The 22,706-nt window shown below is 71.2% G+C and carries 27 protein-coding genes and 1 tRNA gene; 22 read left to right on the forward strand and 6 right to left on the reverse strand.

All coding sequences use genetic code 11. The annotated features are described in order from the left end of the window. Positions 1 to 10: 10 nt before the first annotated feature. Together QSV35_RS05705 and QSV35_RS05710 are read right to left on the reverse strand one after the other, a co-directional pair. Positions 11 to 517 (reverse strand): hypothetical protein, encoded by a 507-nt coding sequence (locus QSV35_RS05705; RefSeq protein ID WP_286287552.1) that lies wholly within the window; start codon positions 515 to 517, stop codon positions 11 to 13. A gap of 29 nt (positions 518 to 546) precedes the next feature. Then, positions 547 to 1,905, reverse strand: a complete 1,359-nt coding sequence (locus tag QSV35_RS05710; RefSeq protein ID WP_286287555.1) for an FAD-binding oxidoreductase — start codon at positions 1,903 to 1,905, stop codon at positions 547 to 549. Between the two features lie 162 nt (positions 1,906 to 2,067). On the opposite strand from QSV35_RS05710, the gene QSV35_RS05715 reads away from it, so the two are divergent. Further along, positions 2,068 to 3,201 (forward strand): helix-turn-helix transcriptional regulator, encoded by a 1,134-nt coding sequence (locus QSV35_RS05715; protein WP_286287557.1) that lies wholly within the window; start codon positions 2,068 to 2,070, stop codon positions 3,199 to 3,201. A 5-nt stretch (positions 3,202 to 3,206) separates the two neighbouring features. On the opposite strand, the gene QSV35_RS05720 is transcribed toward QSV35_RS05715, so the two are convergent. Together QSV35_RS05720 and QSV35_RS05725 are read right to left on the reverse strand one after the other, a co-directional pair. Next, positions 3,207 to 3,674 (reverse strand): FHA domain-containing protein, encoded by a 468-nt coding sequence (locus QSV35_RS05720; protein WP_286287560.1) that lies wholly within the window; start codon positions 3,672 to 3,674, stop codon positions 3,207 to 3,209. Positions 3,675 to 3,768: 94 nt separating this feature from the next. Then, the gene (locus QSV35_RS05725) at positions 3,769 to 4,428 is read right to left on the reverse strand and encodes a DUF2461 domain-containing protein (RefSeq protein WP_286287562.1); all 660 of its coding nucleotides are present in this window, start codon (positions 4,426 to 4,428) and stop codon (positions 3,769 to 3,771) included. Between the two features lie 188 nt (positions 4,429 to 4,616). Between QSV35_RS05725 and QSV35_RS05730 the strand changes: the two genes are divergently transcribed. The 11 genes from QSV35_RS05730 to msuE all read left to right on the forward strand — a co-directional run bounded on the left by QSV35_RS05730 (position 4,617) and on the right by msuE (position 16,234). After that, a complete protein-coding gene (locus QSV35_RS05730) occupies positions 4,617 to 5,498 on the forward strand; it encodes a hypothetical protein (protein WP_286287564.1) in 882 nt (293 codons plus the stop codon). Between the two features lie 271 nt (positions 5,499 to 5,769). Then, positions 5,770 to 6,621, forward strand: coding sequence for a sulfurtransferase (locus QSV35_RS05735; RefSeq protein ID WP_286287566.1), 852 nt, complete (start codon positions 5,770 to 5,772; stop codon positions 6,619 to 6,621). Next, a complete protein-coding gene (locus QSV35_RS05740) occupies positions 6,618 to 8,027 on the forward strand; it encodes an NtaA/DmoA family FMN-dependent monooxygenase (protein ID WP_286287568.1) in 1,410 nt (469 codons plus the stop codon). Before QSV35_RS05735 ends, QSV35_RS05740 begins: the two co-directional genes overlap by 4 nt. Before the next feature lie 116 nt (positions 8,028 to 8,143). Then, positions 8,144 to 9,787, forward strand: a complete 1,644-nt coding sequence (locus QSV35_RS05745; protein ID WP_286287570.1) for a TIGR04028 family ABC transporter substrate-binding protein — start codon at positions 8,144 to 8,146, stop codon at positions 9,785 to 9,787. Between the two features lie 12 nt (positions 9,788 to 9,799). Beyond that, positions 9,800 to 10,771, forward strand: coding sequence for an ABC transporter permease (locus tag QSV35_RS05750; protein WP_286287572.1), 972 nt, complete (start codon positions 9,800 to 9,802; stop codon positions 10,769 to 10,771). After that, positions 10,768 to 11,790 (forward strand): ABC transporter permease, encoded by a 1,023-nt coding sequence (locus QSV35_RS05755; RefSeq protein ID WP_286287574.1) that lies wholly within the window; start codon positions 10,768 to 10,770, stop codon positions 11,788 to 11,790. The genes QSV35_RS05750 and QSV35_RS05755 overlap by 4 nt, the downstream gene beginning before the upstream one ends. Continuing rightward, the gene (locus QSV35_RS05760; protein WP_286287575.1) at positions 11,787 to 13,433 is read left to right on the forward strand and encodes a dipeptide ABC transporter ATP-binding protein; all 1,647 of its coding nucleotides are present in this window, start codon (positions 11,787 to 11,789) and stop codon (positions 13,431 to 13,433) included. Before QSV35_RS05755 ends, QSV35_RS05760 begins: the two co-directional genes overlap by 4 nt. Next, positions 13,430 to 14,464, forward strand: coding sequence for a putative FMN-dependent luciferase-like monooxygenase (locus QSV35_RS05765; RefSeq protein WP_286287577.1), 1,035 nt, complete (start codon positions 13,430 to 13,432; stop codon positions 14,462 to 14,464). Before QSV35_RS05760 ends, QSV35_RS05765 begins: the two co-directional genes overlap by 4 nt. Then, entirely contained in the window at positions 14,461 to 15,060 is a 600-nt protein-coding gene (locus tag QSV35_RS05770; protein ID WP_286287578.1) for a CMD domain protein, read from the forward strand. Before QSV35_RS05765 ends, QSV35_RS05770 begins: the two co-directional genes overlap by 4 nt. After that, positions 15,057 to 15,668, forward strand: coding sequence for an alkylhydroperoxidase domain protein (locus QSV35_RS05775; protein ID WP_286287580.1), 612 nt, complete (start codon positions 15,057 to 15,059; stop codon positions 15,666 to 15,668). The genes QSV35_RS05770 and QSV35_RS05775 overlap by 4 nt, the downstream gene beginning before the upstream one ends. After that, complete coding sequence (gene msuE / locus QSV35_RS05780; RefSeq protein ID WP_286287581.1) at positions 15,665 to 16,234, forward strand: FMN reductase; 570 nt, start codon at positions 15,665 to 15,667, stop codon at positions 16,232 to 16,234. The genes QSV35_RS05775 and msuE overlap by 4 nt, the downstream gene beginning before the upstream one ends. 1 nt (position 16,235) lies before the next feature. Here msuE and QSV35_RS05785 read toward each other — a convergent pair whose 3' ends face one another. Further along, the gene (locus tag QSV35_RS05785) at positions 16,236 to 17,465 is read right to left on the reverse strand and encodes an MFS transporter (RefSeq protein WP_286287583.1); all 1,230 of its coding nucleotides are present in this window, start codon (positions 17,463 to 17,465) and stop codon (positions 16,236 to 16,238) included. 98 nt (positions 17,466 to 17,563) lie between these two features. Here QSV35_RS05785 and QSV35_RS05790 point away from each other — a divergent pair, with 98 nt between their 5' ends. From QSV35_RS05790 to QSV35_RS05805, 4 genes are all read left to right on the forward strand, one after another. Continuing rightward, positions 17,564 to 18,604: an NAD(P)H-dependent flavin oxidoreductase gene (locus tag QSV35_RS05790; RefSeq protein ID WP_286287584.1), complete on the forward strand. Its 1,041-nt coding sequence runs from the start codon at positions 17,564 to 17,566 to the stop codon at positions 18,602 to 18,604. A 44-nt stretch (positions 18,605 to 18,648) separates the two neighbouring features. Further along, entirely contained in the window at positions 18,649 to 19,032 is a 384-nt protein-coding gene (locus QSV35_RS05795) for a DUF5684 domain-containing protein (RefSeq protein ID WP_286287586.1), read from the forward strand. 15 nt (positions 19,033 to 19,047) lie between these two features. Then, a complete protein-coding gene (locus QSV35_RS05800; RefSeq protein ID WP_286287588.1) occupies positions 19,048 to 19,710 on the forward strand; it encodes an asparagine synthase in 663 nt (220 codons plus the stop codon). 55 nt (positions 19,711 to 19,765) lie between these two features. Next, positions 19,766 to 19,838 (forward strand) — tRNA-Arg (locus QSV35_RS05805). Here QSV35_RS05805 and QSV35_RS05810 read toward each other — a convergent pair. Continuing rightward, on the reverse strand, positions 19,804 to 20,130 hold the full coding sequence (locus QSV35_RS05810; RefSeq protein ID WP_286287590.1) for a helix-turn-helix domain-containing protein: 327 nt from the start codon (positions 20,128 to 20,130) through the stop codon (positions 19,804 to 19,806). The two genes, QSV35_RS05805 and QSV35_RS05810, sit on opposite strands and share 35 nt — an antisense overlap. A gap of 506 nt (positions 20,131 to 20,636) precedes the next feature. Here QSV35_RS05810 and QSV35_RS05815 point away from each other — a divergent pair. Genes QSV35_RS05815 through QSV35_RS05840 form a run of 6 tightly spaced genes read left to right on the forward strand, consistent with a single transcriptional unit; the run spans position 20,637 to position 22,550 of the window. Beyond that, positions 20,637 to 20,921: a hypothetical protein gene (locus QSV35_RS05815; protein ID WP_286287592.1), complete on the forward strand. Its 285-nt coding sequence runs from the start codon at positions 20,637 to 20,639 to the stop codon at positions 20,919 to 20,921. Further along, positions 20,908 to 21,330, forward strand: coding sequence for a hypothetical protein (locus tag QSV35_RS05820; protein ID WP_286287594.1), 423 nt, complete (start codon positions 20,908 to 20,910; stop codon positions 21,328 to 21,330). Before QSV35_RS05815 ends, QSV35_RS05820 begins: the two co-directional genes overlap by 14 nt. Continuing rightward, entirely contained in the window at positions 21,327 to 21,530 is a 204-nt protein-coding gene (locus QSV35_RS05825) for a hypothetical protein (RefSeq protein ID WP_286287596.1), read from the forward strand. The genes QSV35_RS05820 and QSV35_RS05825 overlap by 4 nt, the downstream gene beginning before the upstream one ends. Continuing rightward, a complete protein-coding gene (locus QSV35_RS05830; protein WP_286287599.1) occupies positions 21,527 to 21,898 on the forward strand; it encodes a hypothetical protein in 372 nt (123 codons plus the stop codon). The genes QSV35_RS05825 and QSV35_RS05830 overlap by 4 nt, the downstream gene beginning before the upstream one ends. Then, positions 21,895 to 22,215: a hypothetical protein gene (locus QSV35_RS05835; protein ID WP_286287601.1), complete on the forward strand. Its 321-nt coding sequence runs from the start codon at positions 21,895 to 21,897 to the stop codon at positions 22,213 to 22,215. Before QSV35_RS05830 ends, QSV35_RS05835 begins: the two co-directional genes overlap by 4 nt. Beyond that, positions 22,203 to 22,550: a hypothetical protein gene (locus tag QSV35_RS05840; protein ID WP_286287603.1), complete on the forward strand. Its 348-nt coding sequence runs from the start codon at positions 22,203 to 22,205 to the stop codon at positions 22,548 to 22,550. Before QSV35_RS05835 ends, QSV35_RS05840 begins: the two co-directional genes overlap by 13 nt. Positions 22,551 to 22,706 lie beyond the last annotated feature (156 nt).

Genomic DNA, 22,706 nt, shown 5'->3' on the forward strand with positions numbered 1-22,706 from the left:
CGCAGTTCGGTCAGCAGTGCAGGCTGGGGTTCCACTCCGCGAACATGCCCGCGGGGTTGTGCTTGCCGACCCACACGTGCAGGTCGTAGTGCGTGGGCATCCCCGGTCCGTGGCCGGCCATCGGCCCGTCGAAGGCCTGCGAGCCGTACATCGGGGTCGGCTGGCCGACCTCGGGCTCGAAGAACTCCGCCGCCCACAGATCGCCGGACGGTCCGTATGTGAGGAACGGCGGGTTCGCCGGGTCGACGAACCCGGGGTGGATGAGCGCGGGGTTCATGTAGTGGATGCCCATGGCGCCCTCGGGGCTCTCGGTGCACTCGCTGACCGGGATGTAGCCCGCGGCGAGGGCGGCGTCGACCTGCTGGAACCTCGCCACTGCCGCCCGCGTCGAAGCCACGAGCTTGTTCATGGTCGACGACGAGTCCGGCGCGGGGGCGGCCTGTGCGGGGAGCGCGACGGCTCCGACGGCGAGCGCGGCGACGAGGCCGCCGATGACGGTGCGTGTGATGGTGCGCATTCTCTTGTTCTCTCTGATCGTGTTGCTGTTCAGACCGCGTGAGCGGCGACCCACAGGCGTGTGGGGTCGTAGTGGTCGCGCACGGCCGCGAGCCGTTCGCGCGCGGCGGGGTCGTAGAGGGCCGATGCATCGGCCCGACCCTCCGCGAAGTTGCTGTAGAGCGTCCCGTTGGCCCATGGGCTCATCAGCTGGACGATCTCGGAGGTCACGTCCTCGCCGAGGGCGCACAGCTCCGGCGTCGGCGCGGCGCAGAGGACGAACAGCGCGTAGCGGCCGTGCAGCCGGCGGAGGGCGCCATCCTGTTCCCGGTCGAACGCACCGCCCACGTGCCGGAGCTCGGCGACCATGAGCGGGGTCTCGACGCCGGGGCCGGCGACTGACAGCAGGACGGCGATCGCCTCCTCGGGGAGGCCGGACATCATCGCGTGGTCGCTGACACCGGGTGTCGGCGCGGGCGGGTCCATGTGGATGTCCAGGACGCCTGCGGCCGGCATCCGCGTGAACGTGTCGAGCTCGGGGGCGAGCGCGCGGAGGGGCGCGAGGAGCTTCGCCGCGGTGGCGTCGTCGTCCAGGATCACGCCGTCGATGACGACGAGGCTGCGTCCGCTGAGGAACGGCGGAAGCTCGGGGATCGCCGGGAAGCGCATGATCCGCAGTGCCGTCGTCGCCGACTCGGGGGCGTGCGACGTCCACGCCGCCCACGTGCGCAGGACGGTCGGCGCGTGTGCGACGTCCCACAGGAGCATGCCGGCGAAGACGTCGGCGACCGGCAGCAGGTCGAGCTCGATCGCGACGACGGTGCCGAAACTGCCGCCGCCTCCGCGCAGCGCCCAGAACAGCTCGTGGTGCTCGTCGGCGCTCGCACGGACCAGGGTGCCGTCGGCGGTGACGATCTCGAAGGCGCGCACCGAGGCGCTGGCGAGCCCGTGCCGGCGGCCGTAGAACGAGATGCCGCCGCCGAGGACGTAGCCGGCGACCGCGACGTCGCCGGCGCTGCCGTGCGGCGCAGTCAGCCCATGCGGGGCGGCGGCTGCGACGACGTCGCGCCAGAGGGTTCCGCCCAGCACGCGGGCGGTGCGGGCGACCGGATCGACGCTCACTCCGGTGAGCTCGCTCATGCGCAGGAGCAGCGCCTCGTCGAGGCGTCCGGCGATGGTGGATGCCAGGTGCCCCGTGCTCATCGGCGCGACCTGCAGTCCGGCTCGGGCTGCCGCGGTGACGGCGGCGATCACGTCGTCGACCGAGCGCGGCACGGCGACGGCCGCGGGATGCAGCGGGAACGCGAGGTTCCACGGGGTGCATGCCTCGGCGTACCCGGCTTCGTCGGGAAGCACGATGCACGGGACCGAACGCAGCACGGCGGCGTCGAACAGGATGGAAGCGGACATGAGCGGCCTTTCGCAGATGAGTGGGCGAACTCAGCCTGCGGGCCGCTGTCCATGGTGTGAATCCCAGGTGATCGGGGGATTCGGCATCCCCGGATCGGGGGTGCCGCCCCTCCCAGATATCTGGGATGGCGCGCCGTCGCCCTGCGCTCGATACTTGTTCATATGGGGAATGGACTTACTGCTGAGCGCGTGCGTGGGGACGTCGACGTGCTCTCGCGTGCAGGCCTCGATCTCGACGAGTTCCTCGGCGAGATGACCGAGACCATGCATCGAGCCGTGCCGTGGGAAGGCATCTGCATCGGCACGCTCGACCCGGCGTCGCTCCTCCTGACGAGCGGCCGGAAGTACGGGGCGCTGGCGAGGATGGACACCGAGGACGCCTTGTTCGCGGTGCTCGAGTACACCATGCAGGAGCCGTCGTCGTTCCGCGCGCTGGCGCAGACCGAGCTGACCGCGATCGGCATGCACGAGACGATGCCGGCCCAGGTCGATCGATCCGAGCGCATGAACACCCTGATCAGACCGATCTTCGGGTTCGGCGACGAGGCGCGCGTCCTGTTCCGGGACGATGTCGGCACGTGGGGTGCCATGGCGATCATGCGGGACGAGGATGCGCCGAAGTTCAGCGCTGAGGACGTCGAGTTCCTCGCATCCCTCTCGGATTCGCTCGCGCGGGGCGTCCGCGGCGGCATCCTCGCGCGGCTCTCGGAGTCGGATGGGGCGGACGCGGGCACCCGCGGTCCCGCCGTGATCATCGTCGACCGCGAGGGGGAGGTGACGCAGATCAGCGTGGGCGCCGAGGAGAGGCTCGCCCAGTTCCACTCCTCGCCGAACGTCATCGATCCGATGGGCGTCGTCTTCGCGCTCGTCGCCGCCGCCCGTCGGCACGCGAGCGCGCCCGGCACGATGATGCCGCGCACGCGTGTGCGCACCGCATCCGGCCAATGGCTCGTCATCCATGCGGCGCCGCTCGCGTCACGCGGTGGCGTCACCGGCGATGTGGTCGTGACGATCGAGGAGGCGCGACCGCCCGAGATCGTCGAACTCGTGGTGGCCGCGTTCCGCCTCACGGCACGCGAGCGCGATGTGACCCGGCTCGTCCTCCAGGGCTTCGAGACGAAGGAGATCGCGGCGAGCCTGTTCGTCTCGGCCTACACCGTCCAGGACCACTTGAAGTCGATCTTCGACAAGGCGGGCGTGCGCAGCCGGCGCGAACTCGTCGCTCGCGTGTACTTCGATCAGTACGTGCCGCGGATGGGCACGGCCGTCGGCCCTTCCGGCGGCTTCCTCGCGTAAGCGGCCTACGGCACGACCGGATGCGGGCCTGTGTAGTCGGGACGCGGGGGCTGGCGCTGCTGGTGCGCACCCTCGCCGCCCTGGCGCCCGCCGTAGGGGCGGCCGTGGTCCGCGAACTCGTCGCGCGCGAAGACGAGGGCCCATGGGCCCAGCGTGAAGCGCGCGCCGGTGCGCAGCACCTCGCCATCGGCCTGGACGGACTCGATGGGGACCAGCGGCGTGCTGGTGGTGGCCGGGCCGTGCAGGATCAGCACGTATTCGTCGTGCTCCTCGTGGCGCACCTCGGCGTGAACGGCGTCGATGCCGCCGAGCCGGAGTTCGCAGGCCGGTGCGGAGCCGATCCGCACGAGGTCCTGGTCCAGCGGAAAGATGCGGTGGGTGCCGCCCTGCGAGACGATCAGGTGCGGGTGACCGGCGCCCCACGGCCCGTGCGTCGTAGTCGGGCCGTGGGCGGCATGTGCGGGTGAGCTCATGACAGTTCTCCTCCCCGGTGGGCCGGGGCGGCTGTCATGGGATGCATCCCCGACCCCTCCATTGTCCCACCGGACGGGCCGTGATGCGCCGGGTTCAGCGACCTTTGCGGCTGCTGCCAGGCTCGTGGCCGCCCACGTGTGCGGCGAGCCAGTCCGTGAGCGGGCGCGTTGCGCGCAGAGCCTCGGCGACGTGGTCCGCCGCATCCGCGCTGTGCAGCCATGGCTCGATTGGGAACGCCTTCCACGCGGCGATGTCCTTGTTGCGCAGGAGCTCCTGATGCGCGGCATCCGGCCCGAATCCGCGGGGGAGCGTCTTCAGCTGCTCCTCGACGACGACCCCGATGTCGTGGGCGGCGAGGTCTGCGATCGCGGACTCCAAGTCGTCGCCGATCGCGGGGTCGGCGACCGCCGCACGGTAGCGCGCGAGCTGCTCCGTGGTCATCATGTGGGCTCCTGCGCCGATCGCGAGCCCGTCCGAAGCCAGACGCACGTATCCGCCCTTGCCGAGCATCGCGCCGATCGCGGTCTTGTACGGGGACTTGTCGGAGCTGAAGCGCACGTCCCGGTACGGCCGGAAGATCCTGCCCTCGCCGAACTCGGGTTCGAGGTCGGCGAGCAGCGCCTGCATGGGCGCCAGCACCTGCTCGTCGTAGACGGCCCGGTGCGCCGTCCAGTACGCCTTCGAGTTGTCGACCTCGAGTCCCGCGTAGAAGTCGAGCGCCGCCTGCGGCCAGCCCGCGAATCCACTGCTCACGGCGCCACTCTAAGTCCGCCGGGGCTCCGGCGCGAGGGTGTCGTCGCCGCGAGTAGCGTGGGCCCCGCATGCAACGAGAGCACGGGAACGGAGCGGGATGAACGAGGACGACGTCGTCGAGAGCCGGATCCGCTCCAGCGCAAGCCCGGGCTCGCGCTGGAGTGGATCCGGCAGGGCATACTGAGCGGATGCCGCAGCCCGAAGCCTCCGAGCCGCAGGGCACGTCGCGTGCCGAGCGGCCCGTCGTGCCGAACGCATCGGCGGGCGCGGCCGGCGACCTGACGGCGGCGCTGCGCCGCGCGTTCACGACATGCGGGGAGCTCGCGCAGGCGCTCGCGGGGCTGGCCGCCGCATCCATCCCCGCCGCGGCGCCGCTCCGCCAGGACGAGGACGCCACACGCACCGCCGAGGGACGGCTCGCGTTCGCCTCGTACGTGCAGCAGCGTGCCGCGGCGGCGGCGACCTATCTCGACGAGCTGCACCGATCCGCCCTGCGCACGGCTCCCGGCGAGGTGTCGCTCGACCTCGTGCTGCTGCCGCCGCTTCTGCGCGGCGCGATCGAGAACGCCGGCGCCCTCACGTGGCTGCTCGCCCCCGACTCCCGGCAGCAGCGGCTCGAGCGGTTCGCCCGGGTGCTGCGCGCGGACGTCGGACGGTTCGCGGCGGACCACGAACGGCTTGCGCAGGCGCAGGATGCCGGCATCCCGCCCGCGCTCTACGACCAGCTCGCGGCGCGCCTCGCCGAGCACGGCGAGACCGCCCTCGCCCACATCGACACCGCCGCGCACGCCGCCGGGGTGACGACCCGCGCTGTGCGTCGGCCGCTCGATCCGGGGCTTCCGGTCGCGGAGGCGTACGGGGAGGGGAGCCTCCCGCACGTCGCGTGGACGGCGCTCGGCGACCTCACCCACTTCGGATTCACCCTCGCGAAGAACGACGCCGAGCTCCACGTCGAGACGGACACACGGCAGTCGTCGCTTGTCGTCTACGCCCTCGTCGCGGTGATGAACGCGCGGGATGCCGTGCAGCACCTTTCTGCAGCGACCGGCGCGCGGCACCCGCCGGTGTGAGCGGGCCCGCGGAGGCCTTCCGCGGTCCCGAATCGTCGCGTCCGCCGTGGGAAGCGACGGATTCGGCCGGGTGAAGGGTCGCGGCTCGCCCGCCCTGATTCGTCGTCTCGGGGGTACAGAACGACGGATGCGGACCGGTGAACCGTGCGAAGGCGGGGTTCTGTTCCCGCGATGACCGTGTGTTGCGTCCCGTCACGTCGTGTTGCGCAACGTCGCACCGTGTTGCGGCTTTCCGCGCGCGGACGACGTGCACGGTGGACGAATGGGGGACATGTCCCATCTGATCGCCGCGAGAGAACTGTCCGACCTGCTCATCGATGCCCCCGTGCGTCTCCTCGACGTCCGCTGGAGGCTCGATCGTCCCGAAGGGCGGCCCGCCTACCTCGACGGGCACCTGCCCGGGGCCGTGTACGTGGACTTCGACAACGAGCTCGCGGACCGCGGCGACCCGCGACGCGGACGGCACCCGCTCCCCACGAGGGAGCAGCTGCAGGCGGCGGCCCGCCGCTGGGGTCTGCATCCCGGCGACACCGTCGTCGCGTACGACGACGTGCAGTCCGTCGCGGCGGCCCGCGCCTGGTGGCTGCTCACCCGCAGCGGGGTGGCCGACGTCCGTGTGCTCGACGGCGGTCTGCGCGCCTGGATCGCCGAAGAGCTCCCGCTCGCCCTCGGCGACGTGCAGCCGCGTCGCGGCACGATCGAGCTCCACCCGATCCCGGACGGCAGTCGGATCGGCATCGACGAGGCGGAGGCGTGGCCGCGCAGCGGCGTCCTCCTGGATGTCCGGGCCGCCGACAGGTACCGCGGCGACGTCGAACCGCTCGATCCGGTGGCCGGGCACATCCCCGGCGCGGTGAATGTGCCGACCACCGTGCACCTGGATGCGGGCCGCTTCCGCAGCCCGGAGGAGATCCGTGCGACGTTCGCAGCGGCCGGCGCCGCCGAGGGCACGCGGGTCGCCGCCTATTGCGGCTCGGGGGTCGCGGCATCCCACACCGTTCTCGCCGGGGCGATCGCCGGCATCGACGTCGTCCTGTATCCCGGCTCGTGGAGCGAATGGTCGCGCCGACGGCGGTACGCCGCCATCGGCCAGACGCCCGCCCGGGTGGTGCTGCCGGTATGAGCGACCACATCATCCTCGGCGCGATGGTCCGCACCCTCGGCGCCCACCCCGCGGGCTGGCGCGTGCCCGGGGCGCACGCCGATCCGGCGGGGGATGCCGCGGTCCTCCGCCGCATCGCGCGCGTGGCGGAGGACGCCGAGCTCGACTACCTCTTCTTCGGCGACTGGCTCGCGACGGGCCCCGACCTCGAGTTCGGCGACCCGTATCTCCTCGCCCGCATCGATCCCCTGAGCGCCGTGCTGTACCTCGCGGGTGTGACGGAGCGCATCGGGTTGATCGCCACCGTGAACACGACGTACGCAGATCCGTACGCGATCGCGCGGGCCACCGCATCCCTCGACGTGCTCACGGGAGGCCGGGCGGGGGTGAATCTCGTGACCGGCGCGGAGCCGCGTGCAGCGGCCAACCACGGCCGCGATGCGCACGCCGACAACGCGACCCGGTACGACCGAGCCGAGGAGTTCGTCCGGGCGCTGCGGCTCCTGTGGGAGTCATGGGGCGACGGCGCCTGGGTCGCCGACCGCGGGTCGGGGGTGCTCATCGACGCCGCACGCCTTCGTGCGCCGGCGTTCGAGGGGTCGACCCTGCGTGTCGGCGGTCCGCTGAACGTCGCCCGCCCGCCGCAGGTCCACCCGCCGATCGTGCACGCCGGCACGTCGCCGCGGTCGCGTGCGCTCGCGGCGACCGAGGCGGACCTCGCCCTCATCGCCGCGCCCGGCATCGCCGCGGCCGCCGCCGAGCGCGCCGGGCTGCGTCTCGCCGCCGCCGAGGCGGGGCGCGATCCGGACGACCTGAAGGTCATCGTCCCGGTCCTCCCCATCGTGGCGGAGACGGATGCGGCGGCCCGCGCGATCGTCGACGATCTCCTGCGGCTCGTCCCGCTCGACGACGGGCGCACCCCGCTGCGGGAGGGCTTCCCGCCGGGCCGCACGCTCGCCGCGTTCCTCGACACCGCGGAGGTTCCCGCAGACCACCCCGTGCGGAGCGCGTCGCTCGAGGACGACGTGCCCGCTGTGCTCGCCCCCGTCTTCGCAGAGCGCGCCGCACGCGTCCTCGACGCGGTGCGGACGCACACCGGCCGGAGGATCGAGACCGATCACGCCGTCACGTGGCGCCACCTCGTCGCGGCGCACGCCGTCCCGACGGCGTTCGTCGTGGGGACGGGCACGGACATCGCCGACCACATCGAGGAGTGGCACGACGCCGGCGCCGCGGACGGGTTCAACGTCCTCTCCGCCTATCAGCCTGCCCAGTTCGAGGCCTTCGTCGGGCTCGCGGTGCCGGAGCTGCGGCGGCGCGGGCTCCTCGCGTCCGACCGTGGTGCGCTCCTCCGCGATCGGCTCGGCCTCGGTGCTCCCCGGACGGCATGCGCGCCTGACGCGGCCGAGGTTTATGACGTCGTGTGAACGTCCGTGAACGTCGCGGTCCGGCGGTGAACGGCGGTGTCATCCCGGCTCGGGCCGGGGCCCGCCGCATCCCTAGCTTCGACAGCACACCTCATCCGCACACACCAGGAGACACCATGAACCGTCCCGCACTCCGCGCCGCAGCAGGCGCCGTCGTGCTCGCCCTCGCGGTGGGCCTGTCGGCGTGCGCGTCGAGCGCGAGCGCCGCCCCCGCCGCGTCCGCCGCCGCGAACGCCAAGCCGGTCTCCGGCGGCACGCTCACGTATCTCGACCAGCAGCCGTACACGACGCTCTACCCGCCCCAGGCCGGCTTCTATCCGAACGGCGGCATCGTGGACAACATCACGGCCCGTCTGACCTACCAGGACCCGAAGACGCTCAAGATCGAGCCGTGGATCGCGAAGGACTGGAAGGTCAACGCGGATGCCACCGAGTACACGTTCGATCTGCGTCCGGGAGCCACGTTCTCCGACGGCACGCCGATCGACGCGGCCGCCGTCGCGAAGAACTTCGACACCTACGGTCTCGGCGACCCCGCCCTGGGCCTGACGGTCTCGGAGGCGATCAACAACTACGCGTCGAGCACCGTGGTGGATGCGGACACCGTGACGTTCCACTTCAAGGCTCCCGCGCCCGGCTTCCTGCAGGCGACGTCGACGATCAACTCGGGCCTGCTGTCTCCGAAGACCCTCGACCGCAAGCTCGAGGATTTTGGCGCCGGCCACGCCGCCGAGATCGTCGGCTCCGGGCCGTTCACGATCACCGACGAGAAGCTCGGCACCGAGCTCACGCTCACGGCGCGCTCCGGCTACGACTCGGCTCCGCCGAGCCTCGGCCATCAGGGCAGGCCGTACGTGGATGCCGTGCACGTCATCGTGACGCCCGAGGACAGCGTGCGGATCGGCTCGCTCCTGTCGGGGCAGGCGGACGTCATCCGTCCGGTTCAGGCGTTCGACGAGTCGCGCGTGGAGTCGTCGGGCTTCGAGCTGTACGCACCGCAGACGCGAGGCGTGAACAACTCGATCAGCCTGCGATTCACCAATCCGCTGCTGAGCGACCTCCGCGTGCGTCAAGCCCTCGTGGCCGGGGTCGATGCGCAGGAGATCGTCGACACGCTCTTCACGAAGAACTATCCGGTCGCCAACTCCACCCTGAGCTCGACCGCGCTCGGCTACAAGAACGAGTCCGCCCGCTACCGGTACGACCCGAAGAAGGCGAAGCAGCTCCTGGACGCCGCGGGCTGGAAGCCGGGGGCGGACGGCATCCGCGAGAAGGGCGGCGAGCGGCTGTCGTTCGCGGTCTACGAGTCGAAGCCCCAGCCGCAGTCCAAGCAGACGCTCGAACTCGTCGCTCAGCAGCTGAAGAAGATCGGCGTCGAGCTCAAGGTCAAGTCGTCGGACGCGGGCACCTACGCGGAGGACATCAAGGACCCGCTGAAGACCCCGTTCCTGCACTCGATGGTCGGGCGCGCGGACCTCGACGTCATCAAGAGCAACTACTACACGAAGAACCGGAACACGCTGCTCTCGAACGATGCGAAGCTCGACAGCCTCCTGGAGGCCGTGGCATCGCAGCCTGACGCCGCCAAGCGGATCGCCGCCTCGCAGGCCGTGCAGGACTATCTCGCCGAGCAGGCGTACGTGATCCCGCTGTTCGAGGAGCCGCAGGTGTTCGGCGCGGCCCCCTACGTCCACGGCTTCGCCGCGGAGTCGGTCGGGCGCCCGTGGTTCTACGACGTGTGGCTGTCGAAGAAGAAGTGACCGAGGGCTGACATGCGCTACGCGCTCCGACGCGCCGGGCAGGCCGCGATCGTTCTGATCGCGGCCTTCACGGCCACCTTCATCCTCCTGCAGCTGCTGCCGGGCGACGCGGTGCTGATCAAGTTCGACAACCCCGACCTCGGGCTGTCGCCGGAGCAGTACGCTGCGATCCGTGCTGCGTACGGCGCAGACGTCCCGTGGTGGCAGCAGTACCTCCACACGCTCGCGGGCTACGCGCACGGCGACTTCGGCTATTCGTCGCAGTACGGCACGTCGGTCGTGCAGCTGATCGGCACGGCGCTGCCGTCGACGGCGGCCCTCGCGATCTCCGGCTTCGTGCTGGCGGCGATCCTCGCCGTGGCGATCGCCTTCCTCTCGACGCTGTCGCCGTTCGCGTGGCTGCGCTCCGCTCTGCGGGCGCTCCCCGGCGTGTTCGTATCGGTGCCGGTCTTCTGGCTCGGGATCCTCCTCATCCAGATCTTCTCGTTCGGGCTGGGCTGGGTGCCGATCGTCGGGGCGGACCCCGTGCAGGCGCTCATCCTGCCGGTCATCGCGCTCGCGGTGCCGATCTCCGCTCCTCTCGCGCAGATCCTCGTACGCAGCATCGACGAGGTGCGGCTGCAGCCGTTCGTGACGGTCGTCCGGGCGAAGGGGGCCTCCGAGTCGTGGGCGCTGTGGCGGTCGGTCGCCCGGAACGCGCTCCTGCCGACGCTGACGATCGCCGGGGTGCTGTTCGGCGAGCTCATCGGCGGAGCGGTGGTCACCGAGACCGTCTTCGGTCGCGAGGGCATCGGACGCGTGACCGAACAGGCCGTCTCCGCGCAGGACATCCCCGTGCTTCAGGGGATCGTCGTCCTCGTCGCCCTCACGTTCATCGTCGTGAACCTCGTCGTCGACCTGCTCTACCCGCTTCTCGACCCGCGCCTGCGACAGCCTTCGCGTCGGCGCGCGACCGCATCCGTCCCGGTGGAGGCACTCGCATGAGCACTTCTCTCGATGCCCGACCCCGCCACGACGAAGAGAGCGATGCCGCGGCGATCGTCGTCGATGCGGCGGCGACGGATGCGGCGGCCTCGGCGCAGCATCCGGGCGCCGCAGCGCCCATCCCGCAGTCGGATACGGCAGCGCCCGCCCCGCAGCCCGCCGCGAAGCCCGCGCCGGGATCATCGGCGGCGAACCTCCTGGCCCGAAGCCGACGATTCGCGACGCGCGGGGCGTCGTGGACGCTGATCCTCGCTGTCGTGATCGTGTCGATCGCGGTGGTGTGGGCGCTCCTGCCCGGCCTCTTCACGCACTACGACCCGCTGACCGGGGTTCCCGCCGAGCGGTTGCAGCCGCCGAGCGCCGCGCACTGGTTCGGCACCGATGCCATCGGGCGCGATCTGTACGCGCGGGTCGTCTACGGCGCGGTCAACTCTCTTGCGGGAGCGCTCATCGCGGTGACGGTCGGGCTTGCGGCCGGAACGCTCCTGGGCGTCATCGCGGGCGCGATCGGCGGACCGGTCGACGACATCCTCATGCGCGTGGTCGACGTGCTCCTGTCGATCCCTGGACTGCTGCTGTCGCTGTCCGTGATCATCCTCCTCGGCTTCGGCACCGTGAACGCGGCGATCGCCGTCGGCATCGGGTCGGTCGCCGCGTTCGCGCGGCTCTCCCGGTCGGAGGTCGTGCGCGTGCGTCGCACCGACTACGTCGAGGCGGCGTTCGGCAGCGGGGGGAGCTTCCTCGCCGTCCTGCGCCGACACGTCCTGCCGAACTCGCTCAACGCCGTCGTCGCGCTCGCGGCACTGCAGTTCGGCACGGCGGTGCTCGCGATCTCGACTCTCGGCTTCCTCGGCTACGGCGCTCCGCCGCCCACCCCCGAGTGGGGACTGCTCATCGCCGAGGGCCGGAACTATGTCGCGACGTCGTGGTGGCTGACGGCCCTGCCCGGGCTCGTCGTGCTCGTCGTCGTCCTCAGCGCCAACCGCATCAGCCATTCGCTCGGACGGAGCACACGATGACCCGCATCCTCTCGGTCGAAGACCTGCGCGTCTCCTACGCCACCCGCGACGGACGGCGGACCGCCGTCGACGGCGTCTCGTTCGACGTCGCCGCGGGCGAGGTCGTCGCGCTCGTCGGCGAGTCCGGCTCGGGCAAGTCCACGACGGCGCATGCGGTCATCGGGCTGCTGCCCGAGGGCGGTCGCGTCGATGGGGGAGCGGTCCGCCTCGGCGGGCTCGGGGATGCGGAGGTCGACGTCGCCGGCTGGTCCTCGCGGCGCCTGAGCACCGTGCGCGGCGCGCTGGTCGGCCTCATCCCGCAGGACCCGGTGACGTCGCTCGATCCGGTTCGGCCGGTCGGCGTGCAGATCGCCGAGGTGCTGCGCCTGCACGGTGTCCGCGACCGCTCGGGGGCACGCGCGCGCGTCCTGGAGCTCCTCGAGCGCGTCGGTCTCGACGATCCCGTCCGGCGCGCGAAGCAGTATCCGCACGAGCTGTCCGGCGGGATGCGGCAGCGCGTCCTCATCGCCATCGCGGTCGCCCTCGCGCCCCGTCTCATCATCGCGGACGAGCCGACGAGCGCGCTCGACGCCACCGTGCAGAAGCGCATCCTCGACCTCATCGACGATCTGCGTGCGGAGCACGGCACCGCGGTGCTGCTCGTCACCCACGACCTCGGCGTCGCCGCCGAGCGCGCGCAGCGGCTGGTCGTGCTCAACCACGGGCGGATCGTCGAGCAGGGGCCGACGGCCGACGTGGTCGCGGCGCCCACCGACCTCTATACGCGGCAGCTCCTCGCCGACGCACCGGCTCTCGCCGACGGATTCCGTGCGGCACCGGCTCCCCTGTATCTGCGGGATGCCGCGTCCGCGGCGGGGGAGAACCCGTACGCGATCGTCGCCGCCGGTCTCGTGAAGCAGTTCCGTGTGCCGGGGCGCGAGTCGTTCCGGGCCGTCGACGACGTGTCGTTCCGCGTGCGGAGGGGGACCACGCACGCGCTCGTCGGGGAGTCGGGCTCCGGCAAGACGACCACTGCGCGCCTGATCACGCGGCACCTCCAGCCCGATGCGGGGCGCATCGCCCTCGCCGGCGAACACGTGGACGCGCTGCGGGGGGCCGACCTGCGGCGCCTGCGCCGACGCATCCAGCTGGTGTACCAGAACCCGTTCTCGTCGCTCGATCCCCGACAGAGCATCGGGGCGATCATCTCGGAGCCGCTCGCGAACATCGGGGAGGGATCACGTGCCGAGCGCCGCGCCCGGGCCGCCGAGCTCGTCGATCGCGTCGCGCTGCCGGCGGACGTGCTGAGCCGCACGCCCCGGGAGCTGTCGGGCGGGCAGCGCCAGCGCGTCGCGATCGCTCGTGCCCTCGCCATCAGCCCCGACATCGTCGTGCTCGACGAAGCGGTCTCCGCGCTCGACGTGACCGTGCAGGCGCGGATCCTCGAGCTGCTCGAGTCCCTGCAGCAAGAGCTCGGCCTCACGTATCTGTTCATCTCGCACGACCTCGCCGTCGTCCGCGGCATCAGCCGCACCGTCTCGGTGATGCACGGCGGACGGATCGTCGAGGAGGGCACCACCGAGGACGTCTTCGCCCATCCCCAGCACGACCATACGCGCGAGCTGCTCGCAGCCGTGCCCGGCAGAACGGAGGTCGCCGCATGACGACGCTCGCCTTCTTCACCCGCCTGCTCGACGACGCTCCGCCTGCGGAACGGTACCGGCTCGCGACCGACCAGATCCGCCACGCCGAGCGCTTCGGCGTCGGCAGGGCGTGGGTCGCGCAGCACCATTTCCGCGCGGCCGAGGGCGGCCTGCCCTCGCCGTTCGTGTTCCTCGCGCACGCGGCCGCCCCGACGTCGGAGATCCGGCTCGGCACCGGCGTCGTGACCCTGCCTCTCGAGGACCCGGTGCGCGTCGCGGAGGATGCGGTGGTCGCGGACCTCCTCTCCGGCGGACGCCTCGATCTCGGTCTCGGCAGCGGCGGCACCCCTTCGTCGTTCATCCCGTTCGGCGTCGACGTCGCCGACAAGGCGCGGCTCTTCGACGAGAAGCTCGCGGTCCTGCAGGCCGCGCTCACAGGCGGAGACATCGGTGCGGGAAACCGGCTGCATCCCCAGGCGGGTGCGGTCCAGGATGCGGTGCCCCTGCGCGAGCGCGTCTGGCAGGCGACGTTCTCGCCGGCCGGAGGCACCCGTGCGGGGCGCGCATCGGACGGACTGCTCCTCTCGCGTACGCAGCCGCGACCGGCCGAGCGGCCGCACGCGACACTCGCGGAGGTGCAGGACCCGATCATCGACGCCTATCTCGATGCACTCCCTGTCGGCGTGCGGCCGCGGGTCACCGCATCCCGCAACGTCTTCGTCGCCGACGACCGGGCCGAAGCCCTGCGCTTCGCCGAGGTCGGGCTCCGGCGGGCGGCCGACGGCTTCCGCCGTGCCGGCCAGCGCATCCCGGGCGACACGCTCGACGAGCTCATCGCCGCTCTCGACACCCACCTCGGCACCCCCGACGAGGTCGCCGCATCCCTCGCCGCCGACACGACGCTCGCCCGCGCCGACGAGGTGGCGTTCCAGGTCCACTCGGTGGATGCGCCGCACGAGCACGTGCTGCGCTCCATCGAACTCTTCGCCACCGAGGTCGCGCCCGCCCTGGGCTGGACCACCTCCCGCACCCCCGAGAAGGAGATCGCATGACCGACACGATCGACACCGTCCTGGGCATCGCCCCGGGCGACGCGCTGGATGCGCTCCGCCGTCGCCGCCCCGTGACGCGCGAGCAGCTGCAGGCGAGCCACGACGCCCTGTTCTCGCCGGTGGATGACGCGGCTTTTCCCATCGCCGAGCGACACCTCGTCGCTGCGTTCGCGACGCGGCTCACGGCGGACGATGCGCTCGCGGCCTACTACGCGGACCATGCGCCGGCGGCTCTGAGGGACGTCGTGCTCGCGGAGGCGGTCGCCTCGTCCGCCGAGGGCCCTTTCGGGCATTATCGCGAGGCCGGCCTCGTCGCCGAGTCCACCGACGGCCCGCGCTACGAGACGATCGCGCACGAGGCGCTGAGTGAGCGCCTCGCCGCGGCTCTCACGCACGCGCACCTGCTGGTCTTCCGGCCGCGCGAGGCGGACGCCGACGCCCTCGACCGGCTGCTCGATGCGGGCTGGAGCGTGGACGGGATCGTGACGCTCTCGCAGCTCGTCGCCTTCGTCGCGTTCCAGCAGCGTGTCGCCGCAGGGCTGACGGCGCTCGCCCGCGCTGGAGTCCGCTCCATCGAGACGGAGGTCGCCGCATGAGCGGGCACACCCTGGCGTACGACGCTCCGTATCCGGGTGGGTTCACCCGCGCCGAGGTCGGTTGGCTGCCGTGGCTCGAGCCGCTGAATCCCGCCGAGCTCACCGACCGGCACTACGCGGGCCTCGTCGACCGAGGCCGTGCGGGGAGCGACTACTTCCGTCTCCTCGCGCGCGACCCCGAGATCCTCCGCGCCCGGACGCTCGTCGACAAGGACATCTTCTACAACACGTCCGAGGGCCTGCCGCGCGGGGATCGAGAGCTCGCCGCCGCCGCCGCATCCCGTGTCAATGGCTGCGTGTTCTGCGCCTCCGTGCACGCCCGCTTCGCCGCCCACTTCTCCGGCCGGGCCGCCGACGTCGACACTCTGCTCGCCGAGGGCGTCGCCGCCGATCTCGGCGACCGCTGGAACGCGATCACGGATGCGGCGGCAGCCCTCACGCGCACGCCGATCGAGTTCGGGTCCGCGGACATCGGACGCCTCCGCGCGGAGGGGCTCGATGACCTCGAGATCGCGGATGTCGTGCACGCTGCGGCCTTCTTCAACTGGGCCAACCGGCTGATGCTGTCGATCGGCCGCCCGGTCGCACCGCCGGACGGTGCCGCATGACGCTGCGGGTCGTCGGGGTGTCCGGGTCGCTGCAGGAGCCGAGCCGCACAACGGTGCTCGTGCGGGAGATCGTCGCCGAGGTGGCGCGCGTCGCGGAGGTCGAGTCCCGCGTCATCGAGCTCACCGCGGTCGGCCCGCGCCTCGCCGGGGCGCTCAGCCGCGCAGACCTCGCCGCCGACGTCGAGGAGGAGCTCCGCGCGATCGAGACGGCCGACCTCCTCGTCGTGGCGAGCCCGGTCTACCGCGGATCGTTCACCGGGCTCTTCAAGCACCTGTTCGACTTCGTCGACCAGTACGCGCTCCTCGGACACCCGGTGCTCTTGGCGGCGACCGGTGGTGGCGAGCGGCACGCGCTCGTCCTCGAGCACCAGCTGCGCCCGCTGTTCGGGTTCTTCCAGGCGCTGACGCTGCCGGTCGGCGTGTACGCGAGCACGAGCGAGTTCGACGGATACGAGCTGCGGGACGGCGCGGTGCGCGCCCGCATCCGCCGCGCCGTCGAGGCCGGGCTCCCGCTCGTCGAGCAGGTCGCGGCGACCCGCGTCTCGGAGTACGTCTCGGTCTGGTGATTCAGTGCCGGCTGCCGAGGGCGGCGTTCACGATGCCGGCGATCACGACGACCGCCGCCGAGACGATCGGGATGTACAGCGCCGTCGCGGTGCCGGCGGATTGCGCGATCGCCCCGGTCAGAGCGGCGGCGGCCGACTGACCGACGATGACGCTCGACCCGATGATCGTCATCACGGTCGCCGAACGTCCCGCCGGACTGTAGGCGGCGCCCAGGCTGTACTGCGTCACGAGCGTCGGGCCGATGCCGATTCCGATGACCAGCAGCGCCAGCGCCATGTGCCCGACGTCTCCGACGAAGGGCAGCGACAGCGACCCCACGAAGATGACGCCGGAGAAGGTCAGCCAGCGCGCGCGCAGCGAGAATCGCGCCGGGAAGAACATGACTCCGAGCGCGAAGATCGCGGACCCCACGCCCATCGCGCCGTACACGAGACCGGCTTCGGTCTCCGCGCCGCGGTCGCGCATGAAGGCGGTCAGCGACGTCAGCATGGATCCGAAGAACAGGCCCATGCCGAGCGTGCCGACGGTGACCGTCATGAGCCGTACGCCGAACAGCTCGCGCGCCGGCGCCTGCACGACGAGGTCCGCCGTGACGAGCGGGACGCCCGGCTCAGCGGCCCGCAGGGTCCGGCCCGACGGATGCAGCGCGAACGCCGTGACGAAGACCGCGGTCAGCACCGCCGCGCCGATGATCGGCGCCGCGGGGGTGAACGCGGTCGCGAGGACGCCGACGACGACGGGCCCGAAGACGAAGACGATCTCGTCGGCCGCGGACTCGTACGCCATCGTGGCGTTCAGGATGCGGGGGCGCCGCGCGCGCGGGAACGCGCGGTCGATGATGCCGACGAGTCGGCTGCGCGACATGGGCGACACCTGCGGTGCGGTCGCGCCGACGAGGAGCGAGGTCACGAGGATCGCGGCAGCCGGGAGGGGGCTGAAGACGACCCACGCCAGGGCGACGAGCACGAGGCTGTTCGCGATGCCGGTCGCGAGTACGACGGGGCGCTGTCCGAACCGGTCGGCGGCGGCGCCGATGAGCGGGCCGCAGATCGCCGCGCCGAGGCCGACCATCGCGGAGTTCACGCCGCCGAGGGCGAGGGAACCGCGGCCCGCGACGACGAGCGTCAGCACGCCGACGACCATCATCGCGTAAGGGAATCGGGCGATGAGCGCGATGGGGAAGTACGCGAAACCCGTTGCGCGGATGAGACCCGGTTCCTTCTCCGTCACGTCCGCCTCCTCCCGCGCGCGCCCAAGCGTCCCATCCTATCGAGGCCTCTTCGTCACACGCAGGCCCGCGCTTCTGGGCGAGGAGTAGCGTCACGAACATGACCGGCATCCTCGGCACCGTGCATCCCATTCTTCTCGGCCCGTTCGGCGGACTCTCGTCCATCGAGCTGACCGCGGCGGTGAGCGAGCTCGGGGGTCTCGGCGGCTATGGCCTCTACGGGTATGCGCCGGATCGCATCCGGGACACGATCGCGCAGCTGAAGGATGCGACCTCCCGGCCGTTCGCGGTGAACCTGTGGCTGCCGACGGGCGACGAGGTCGTGCCGTCGCACCTGGATCTCACGCCGTTCATCGATGCGCTCGAGCCGCTGTACGCGGAGGTCGGCCTCGAGCCGCCGGAGCCGCCCACCTCGTTCCTCCCCGACGTCGACGCGCAGCTCGACGCGGTGCTGGAGGCGGAGCCCGCCGTCCTCACCCTCGTGTTCGGCGCGCCGTCGCACGAGCTCGTCGAGCGCGCGCACGCGCGCGGCATCCTCGTGGTCGGCACGGCGACGACGGTCGCCGAGGCGGTCAAGCTGGATGCCTCCGGGGTCGACGCGATCGTCGCGAGCGGCTCCGAGGCCGGCGGCCACCGCGTCTCGTTCCTCGCCGCCCCGGAGCGCTCCCTCGTCGGCACCTTTGCGCTCGTGCCGCAGGTCGTCGACGCGGTGCACGTTCCCGTGGTCGCGGCCGGCGGCATCGCGGACCGCCGCGGAGTGGCGGCGGCGTTCGCACTCGGCGCCTCGGGCGTGCTCGTCGGCACGGCCTTCCTGCGCACGCGCGAGTCAGCGGCGACGGATGCGCACCGCCGCGCGATCGCCGGTGCCGCCGACACCTCGACCGTGCTCACCCGGGCGATGAGCGGGCGGCTCGCCCGCGGCATCCCGAACCGCGCGATGCGCGAGATCGAGGCGAGCGGTGTGATCGCGCCGTTCCCCGCGCAGAACTGGCTGACGGGGAAGTTCCGCGCGGCCGCGGGCGCTCAGGGTCGCGGGGATCTCGTGTCGCTGTGGGCGGGTCAGGCGGCAGGGCTCGCCCGCCGCGAGACCGCCGCGGAGGTGTTCGCGGAGCTCGCCGCCGGCGTCCCCGCAAGCGGCTGAGGATTCGTCACATCGCTGTCGTCGCCGCACCCTAGGATGAGCGCATGATCGCCCTCGACAACATCGCGAACACGACTGCCTACACCGGCTCCTATGCCGCCTGGGGGTGGGTCGGCCTGGTGTTCTACATCCTTGTGGTCGTCGCCCTCTGGAAGGTCTTCTCGAAGGCGGGGTGGCCCGGCATCCTCGCGATCATCCCGATCGTGAACCTCTTCATCCTCGTGAAGATCGCGGGCTGGTCGGCCTGGCTCGGGCTGCTGTGGCTCATCCCGATCGTCAACGTCGTGTTCGGCATCCTGGTCGCGCTGCGCGTGGGTCGCGGGTTCGGCAAGGGCGGGGTGTTCTCGTTCTTCCTGCTGTGGCTGTTCAGCGTGATCGGCTACTTCATCATCGGATTCGGGAAGGCGGCCTACACGAAGCCCGTGTAGAGCCGACTGATCCCCTTGGCACGCCGCGCGAAGAAGGCCGCGCCGCCCCCGGAGAAGACCGGGGACGGCGCGTCTCGCGTGCTCGGCGGTGACAAGCCGCGCGTGCGCGACCAGGTCGCCGAGGGCGTCTACATCGCGGCGGCCGCGACGCGCCTCGCGCTCAAGAACAGGATGCTCGTCGAGATCCTCGCGGGCGGCGCCGACTTCGACGTCGATCGGTTCGTGCCGGAGGCGAAGGAGACCCTCCTCGCGCTCGCCGACGAGGCGGACGAGGATGCGGAGCGCACGCGCAGGGAGGGGAAGAAGGCGAGCCGCCGCTTCCGCGATCCCTACGGTTCGCACGACTACTCGAGTCGCGACGTGCGCAATCTGCGCCGGCGACGCAAGCAGTCCGAGCGCATCGCGGCGGAGCTGCGCGAGCGGGCCGGTGACGACGCGCAGCTGCGCGAACTCGTCGAGGCCGCGCGCGAGGCCGCATGGGCGGACGTGTCCCGCAACATCGACCGGACGCTGCGCATCGAGGCAGCCCGGCCCGACCTCGACCCAGACTACGAGCAGATGCGCGAGGCGCGGATGCAGTCGCTCCGCCTCGTCGATCTGCCCCGGCTCGCGGCGCACAAGCGGCGCCTCGAGGAGATCCGTTCGGGCGAGACGGACGAGACCCCGCCCGATTCGTGAGATCGCCCGCTCGTAGGGTATGGTTGAGGACGTTGTGCGCGAGAGCGCAGAGCACGCGCCTGTAGCTCAATGGATAGAGCATCTGACTACGGATCAGAAGGTTGGGGGTTCGAGTCCCTCCAGGCGCGCACTGTGTTGAGACAGTAGGCTAACGGCCCCCGCTTCGGCGGGGGCCGTTGTCGTTTCCTCAACGCCCTCCGCGAACCACTCCATGGACTGGCCAACGGCTCGCGCCCACTTGACCATGTTCGACATGCTCGGCTCAGTGCGGCCCTGCTCCCACGCTGAGACGGCGCTACGGGAGACGCCGCACCGGGCGGCAATCTCTGCCTGCTCCAGCCCTGCCCAGATGCGGGATGTCTTCATCCTGCGCGCGAGGCCTACGCCTGTTGATGGCCTCATGGCGTCGATTGTGCTCATGACGTGAGTCTAGAACCGTCACGACACAAAAAGCGACACGCCGCGCTCAATCCACACTTCCGCGTGTCGGGCGTGCTTGCGTACCTTCATGACACAAATCACGACACGACGGGATGATTCACGCGGCCCACCATTGTCCCTGCCCGACGACGGGCGGGGACAACTGAACACGTGGGGCGTTGAGGCCCCGACTACGCGGTAGGCGACCGCGAAACAAGAGGCAGACAACCTGCCGCCCCACCCTGCGAGCCGGGGAACGGGTGCCATTCCGCGAGACGCGACGCGGGCCGGTCAAGGCATGACCGGGCGGCCCATCCCCACATGGTGCGTGCGTCTCATCTCCCGTCCGTGACGCGCCTTACCGCGCGTGCCGTGCTGACCGCCCTGGCTCCGTCCCTGGCTCCGTCAAGCACGTGTCCCTCCCGAGTCTCACCCGAGATAGGGGGGGCCATACCTCCCAACCCTCACCATCCCTTCACCATCAAGCACAGATGAACGGAAGACCCGTGACCAAGACCATCCCCACCGCGGAAGAGTGCGAAGCCGTCCGCGCCGACCTGCTCGACCTTGCCGACGCTGGCAAGACCATCGCGAAGGACGCCGCCGCCCGCCACCTCATGCGCACCCACAAGACCGCGCACGACATGGCCGCCAAGTGCAGCGCCGCCGCATCCCGCATCCGCCGCACACACTCATCCCTCGCCAACGCCGAGGACTTCATGGCCGTCGCCGTCGATGTCCTCGCAGACGCAGCCCACGCACTCGGGGAGTCCAACCATGGCCACCACTGAGCCCACCGTCCTCGACCTCGCTCGGCCCATGGTTGACGCCTACGCGCGCGCTGTAGACGAGACGACGCTCCGATTCCTGACCGAGGCCACTGAGTACGACGACGGCAACGGCATGACCGTATCGCCCATCGCGGACGCGACTACCCAGCGGCGACGCCTCGCCGGGCGATGCGGGATGCCCATGCACAACGCCTGCACGTGCGTCCGCTACGCCGGGCACAACGGTGCCTGCAACTGCCGCTACGGGCACGCACTGCCTGGCGACCCCGACCGCGTCCGCGTCGAACGCTCCGCCGACCCGTACGACAACCGCACGGGCATGCCGTGGCTCGTCATGAAGGGCGAACGGGTCATGATCCGCACCGCCACCTGGGCCAACGCCATGGACTGGGCAAAGGCGTTCGTATGAGCACCGCGATCAAGCGCGACGCCGACTCTCGCAAGGTGCCGCCCGCCTCGACCACGAATGAGGACCGCGTATGCCGCTCCACCACGAGCAAGGATCGCGGCTACTGTGGCCGACGCTCCGCACCGCTCGCCGCCACCTGGGCCGGGACCGTCTGCAACGACTGCAAGGCCGCAGCCCGAGCCGATGGGCTCGACGTATGAGCCTCATCCGCGACGGCTTCGCCGCATGGCGCGAGTGCCGAGCGGACTACGAGCTTGCCCTCTACGCCCAGTACATCCGCGCCGAGGCCGCAACCAACGGAGCCATGCTCAACGAGCGAGGCCGAGCCCGAGGCATCGACCCGCTGAGCCTGTTCATGGGCAACGCCACGCGCGCCAACGCCTACGCCAGCGAAGAGCTACGCGAGCACTGGGCATCCGACCCGCGCGTAACCTTCGCCGCCTTCGAGCGCTCATGGTCCGCCGAGCCGGTATATGCAGATGAATGGAACGGCGAGGCGTGCACGTGTGGCGGGCGCGGGCGACCGTGCTTCACGTGCTCGACCGCTGGGGACTGGGCGACCGTATGACCTCCAAGCATCAGACGCCCGAGTACCGCCGCAACGCATTGACTATCCGCGAGCGGGTCACAGCGGCGCACCGCACCGGCAGGCCCGTCGCCTGCTGGCGATGCCGACGACCCATCGCACCCGGCCAGCCCTACGACGTGGGGCACGTCCAAGGCGCGACCGGCTCCACACTCCGCGACCTCGCGCCCGAGCACCGCCACCGCACCGCGCACTGTGTGGGCAACCGAGCCCACGGCGGCAACCTCGGCGCACGCATCACCAACTCCCGACACACACCCACGACACCCGCAGGAGACACGACGACATGGAACATCTGACGCGACGCATCCTCATCGTTGACGGCAGCATCATTACCGTGCCGCTGGAGAGCGCGGCGCAACGCGCGCTGGAGCGCTGGCTCTTCGCGCACGTGGAAGAGGTCCGCGCCGTGCTCGCGCCGTTCGGGCTCGACCCGAATGAAGTAGAACTGCCCACGTTCGTACGTGTCGTGTACCGCGATGAACTGCACCCGGCACCGGTGGATGGCAAGTGCGGACGGCGATGGATCGACCTCACTGACAGCGAGCACACGTGCGGCCTGCCCGAGCATGACGGGCGCACCCACATCTGCTCGTGCGGATGCGAGTTCGAGCCGGTCGAGTCGAACGGATGAGCGAGGTCGAGTCTTTGAAAGAATCCGTCGCAACTCCCGCCTCCGGCAGCAAAATCCCCCCCCTGGATGAGGGCGACTCGTGCCCGTGGGCGTGGCCGTCCGACTGGGAACAGGGTGACGAGGAGGAGGGCCGGAAGCCGACGCCGCTCCCGCCTG

It is taken from the genome of Microbacterium candidum (assembly GCF_030315975.1).
GTDB classification, from domain to species: domain Bacteria; phylum Actinomycetota; class Actinomycetes; order Actinomycetales; family Microbacteriaceae; genus Microbacterium; species Microbacterium candidum.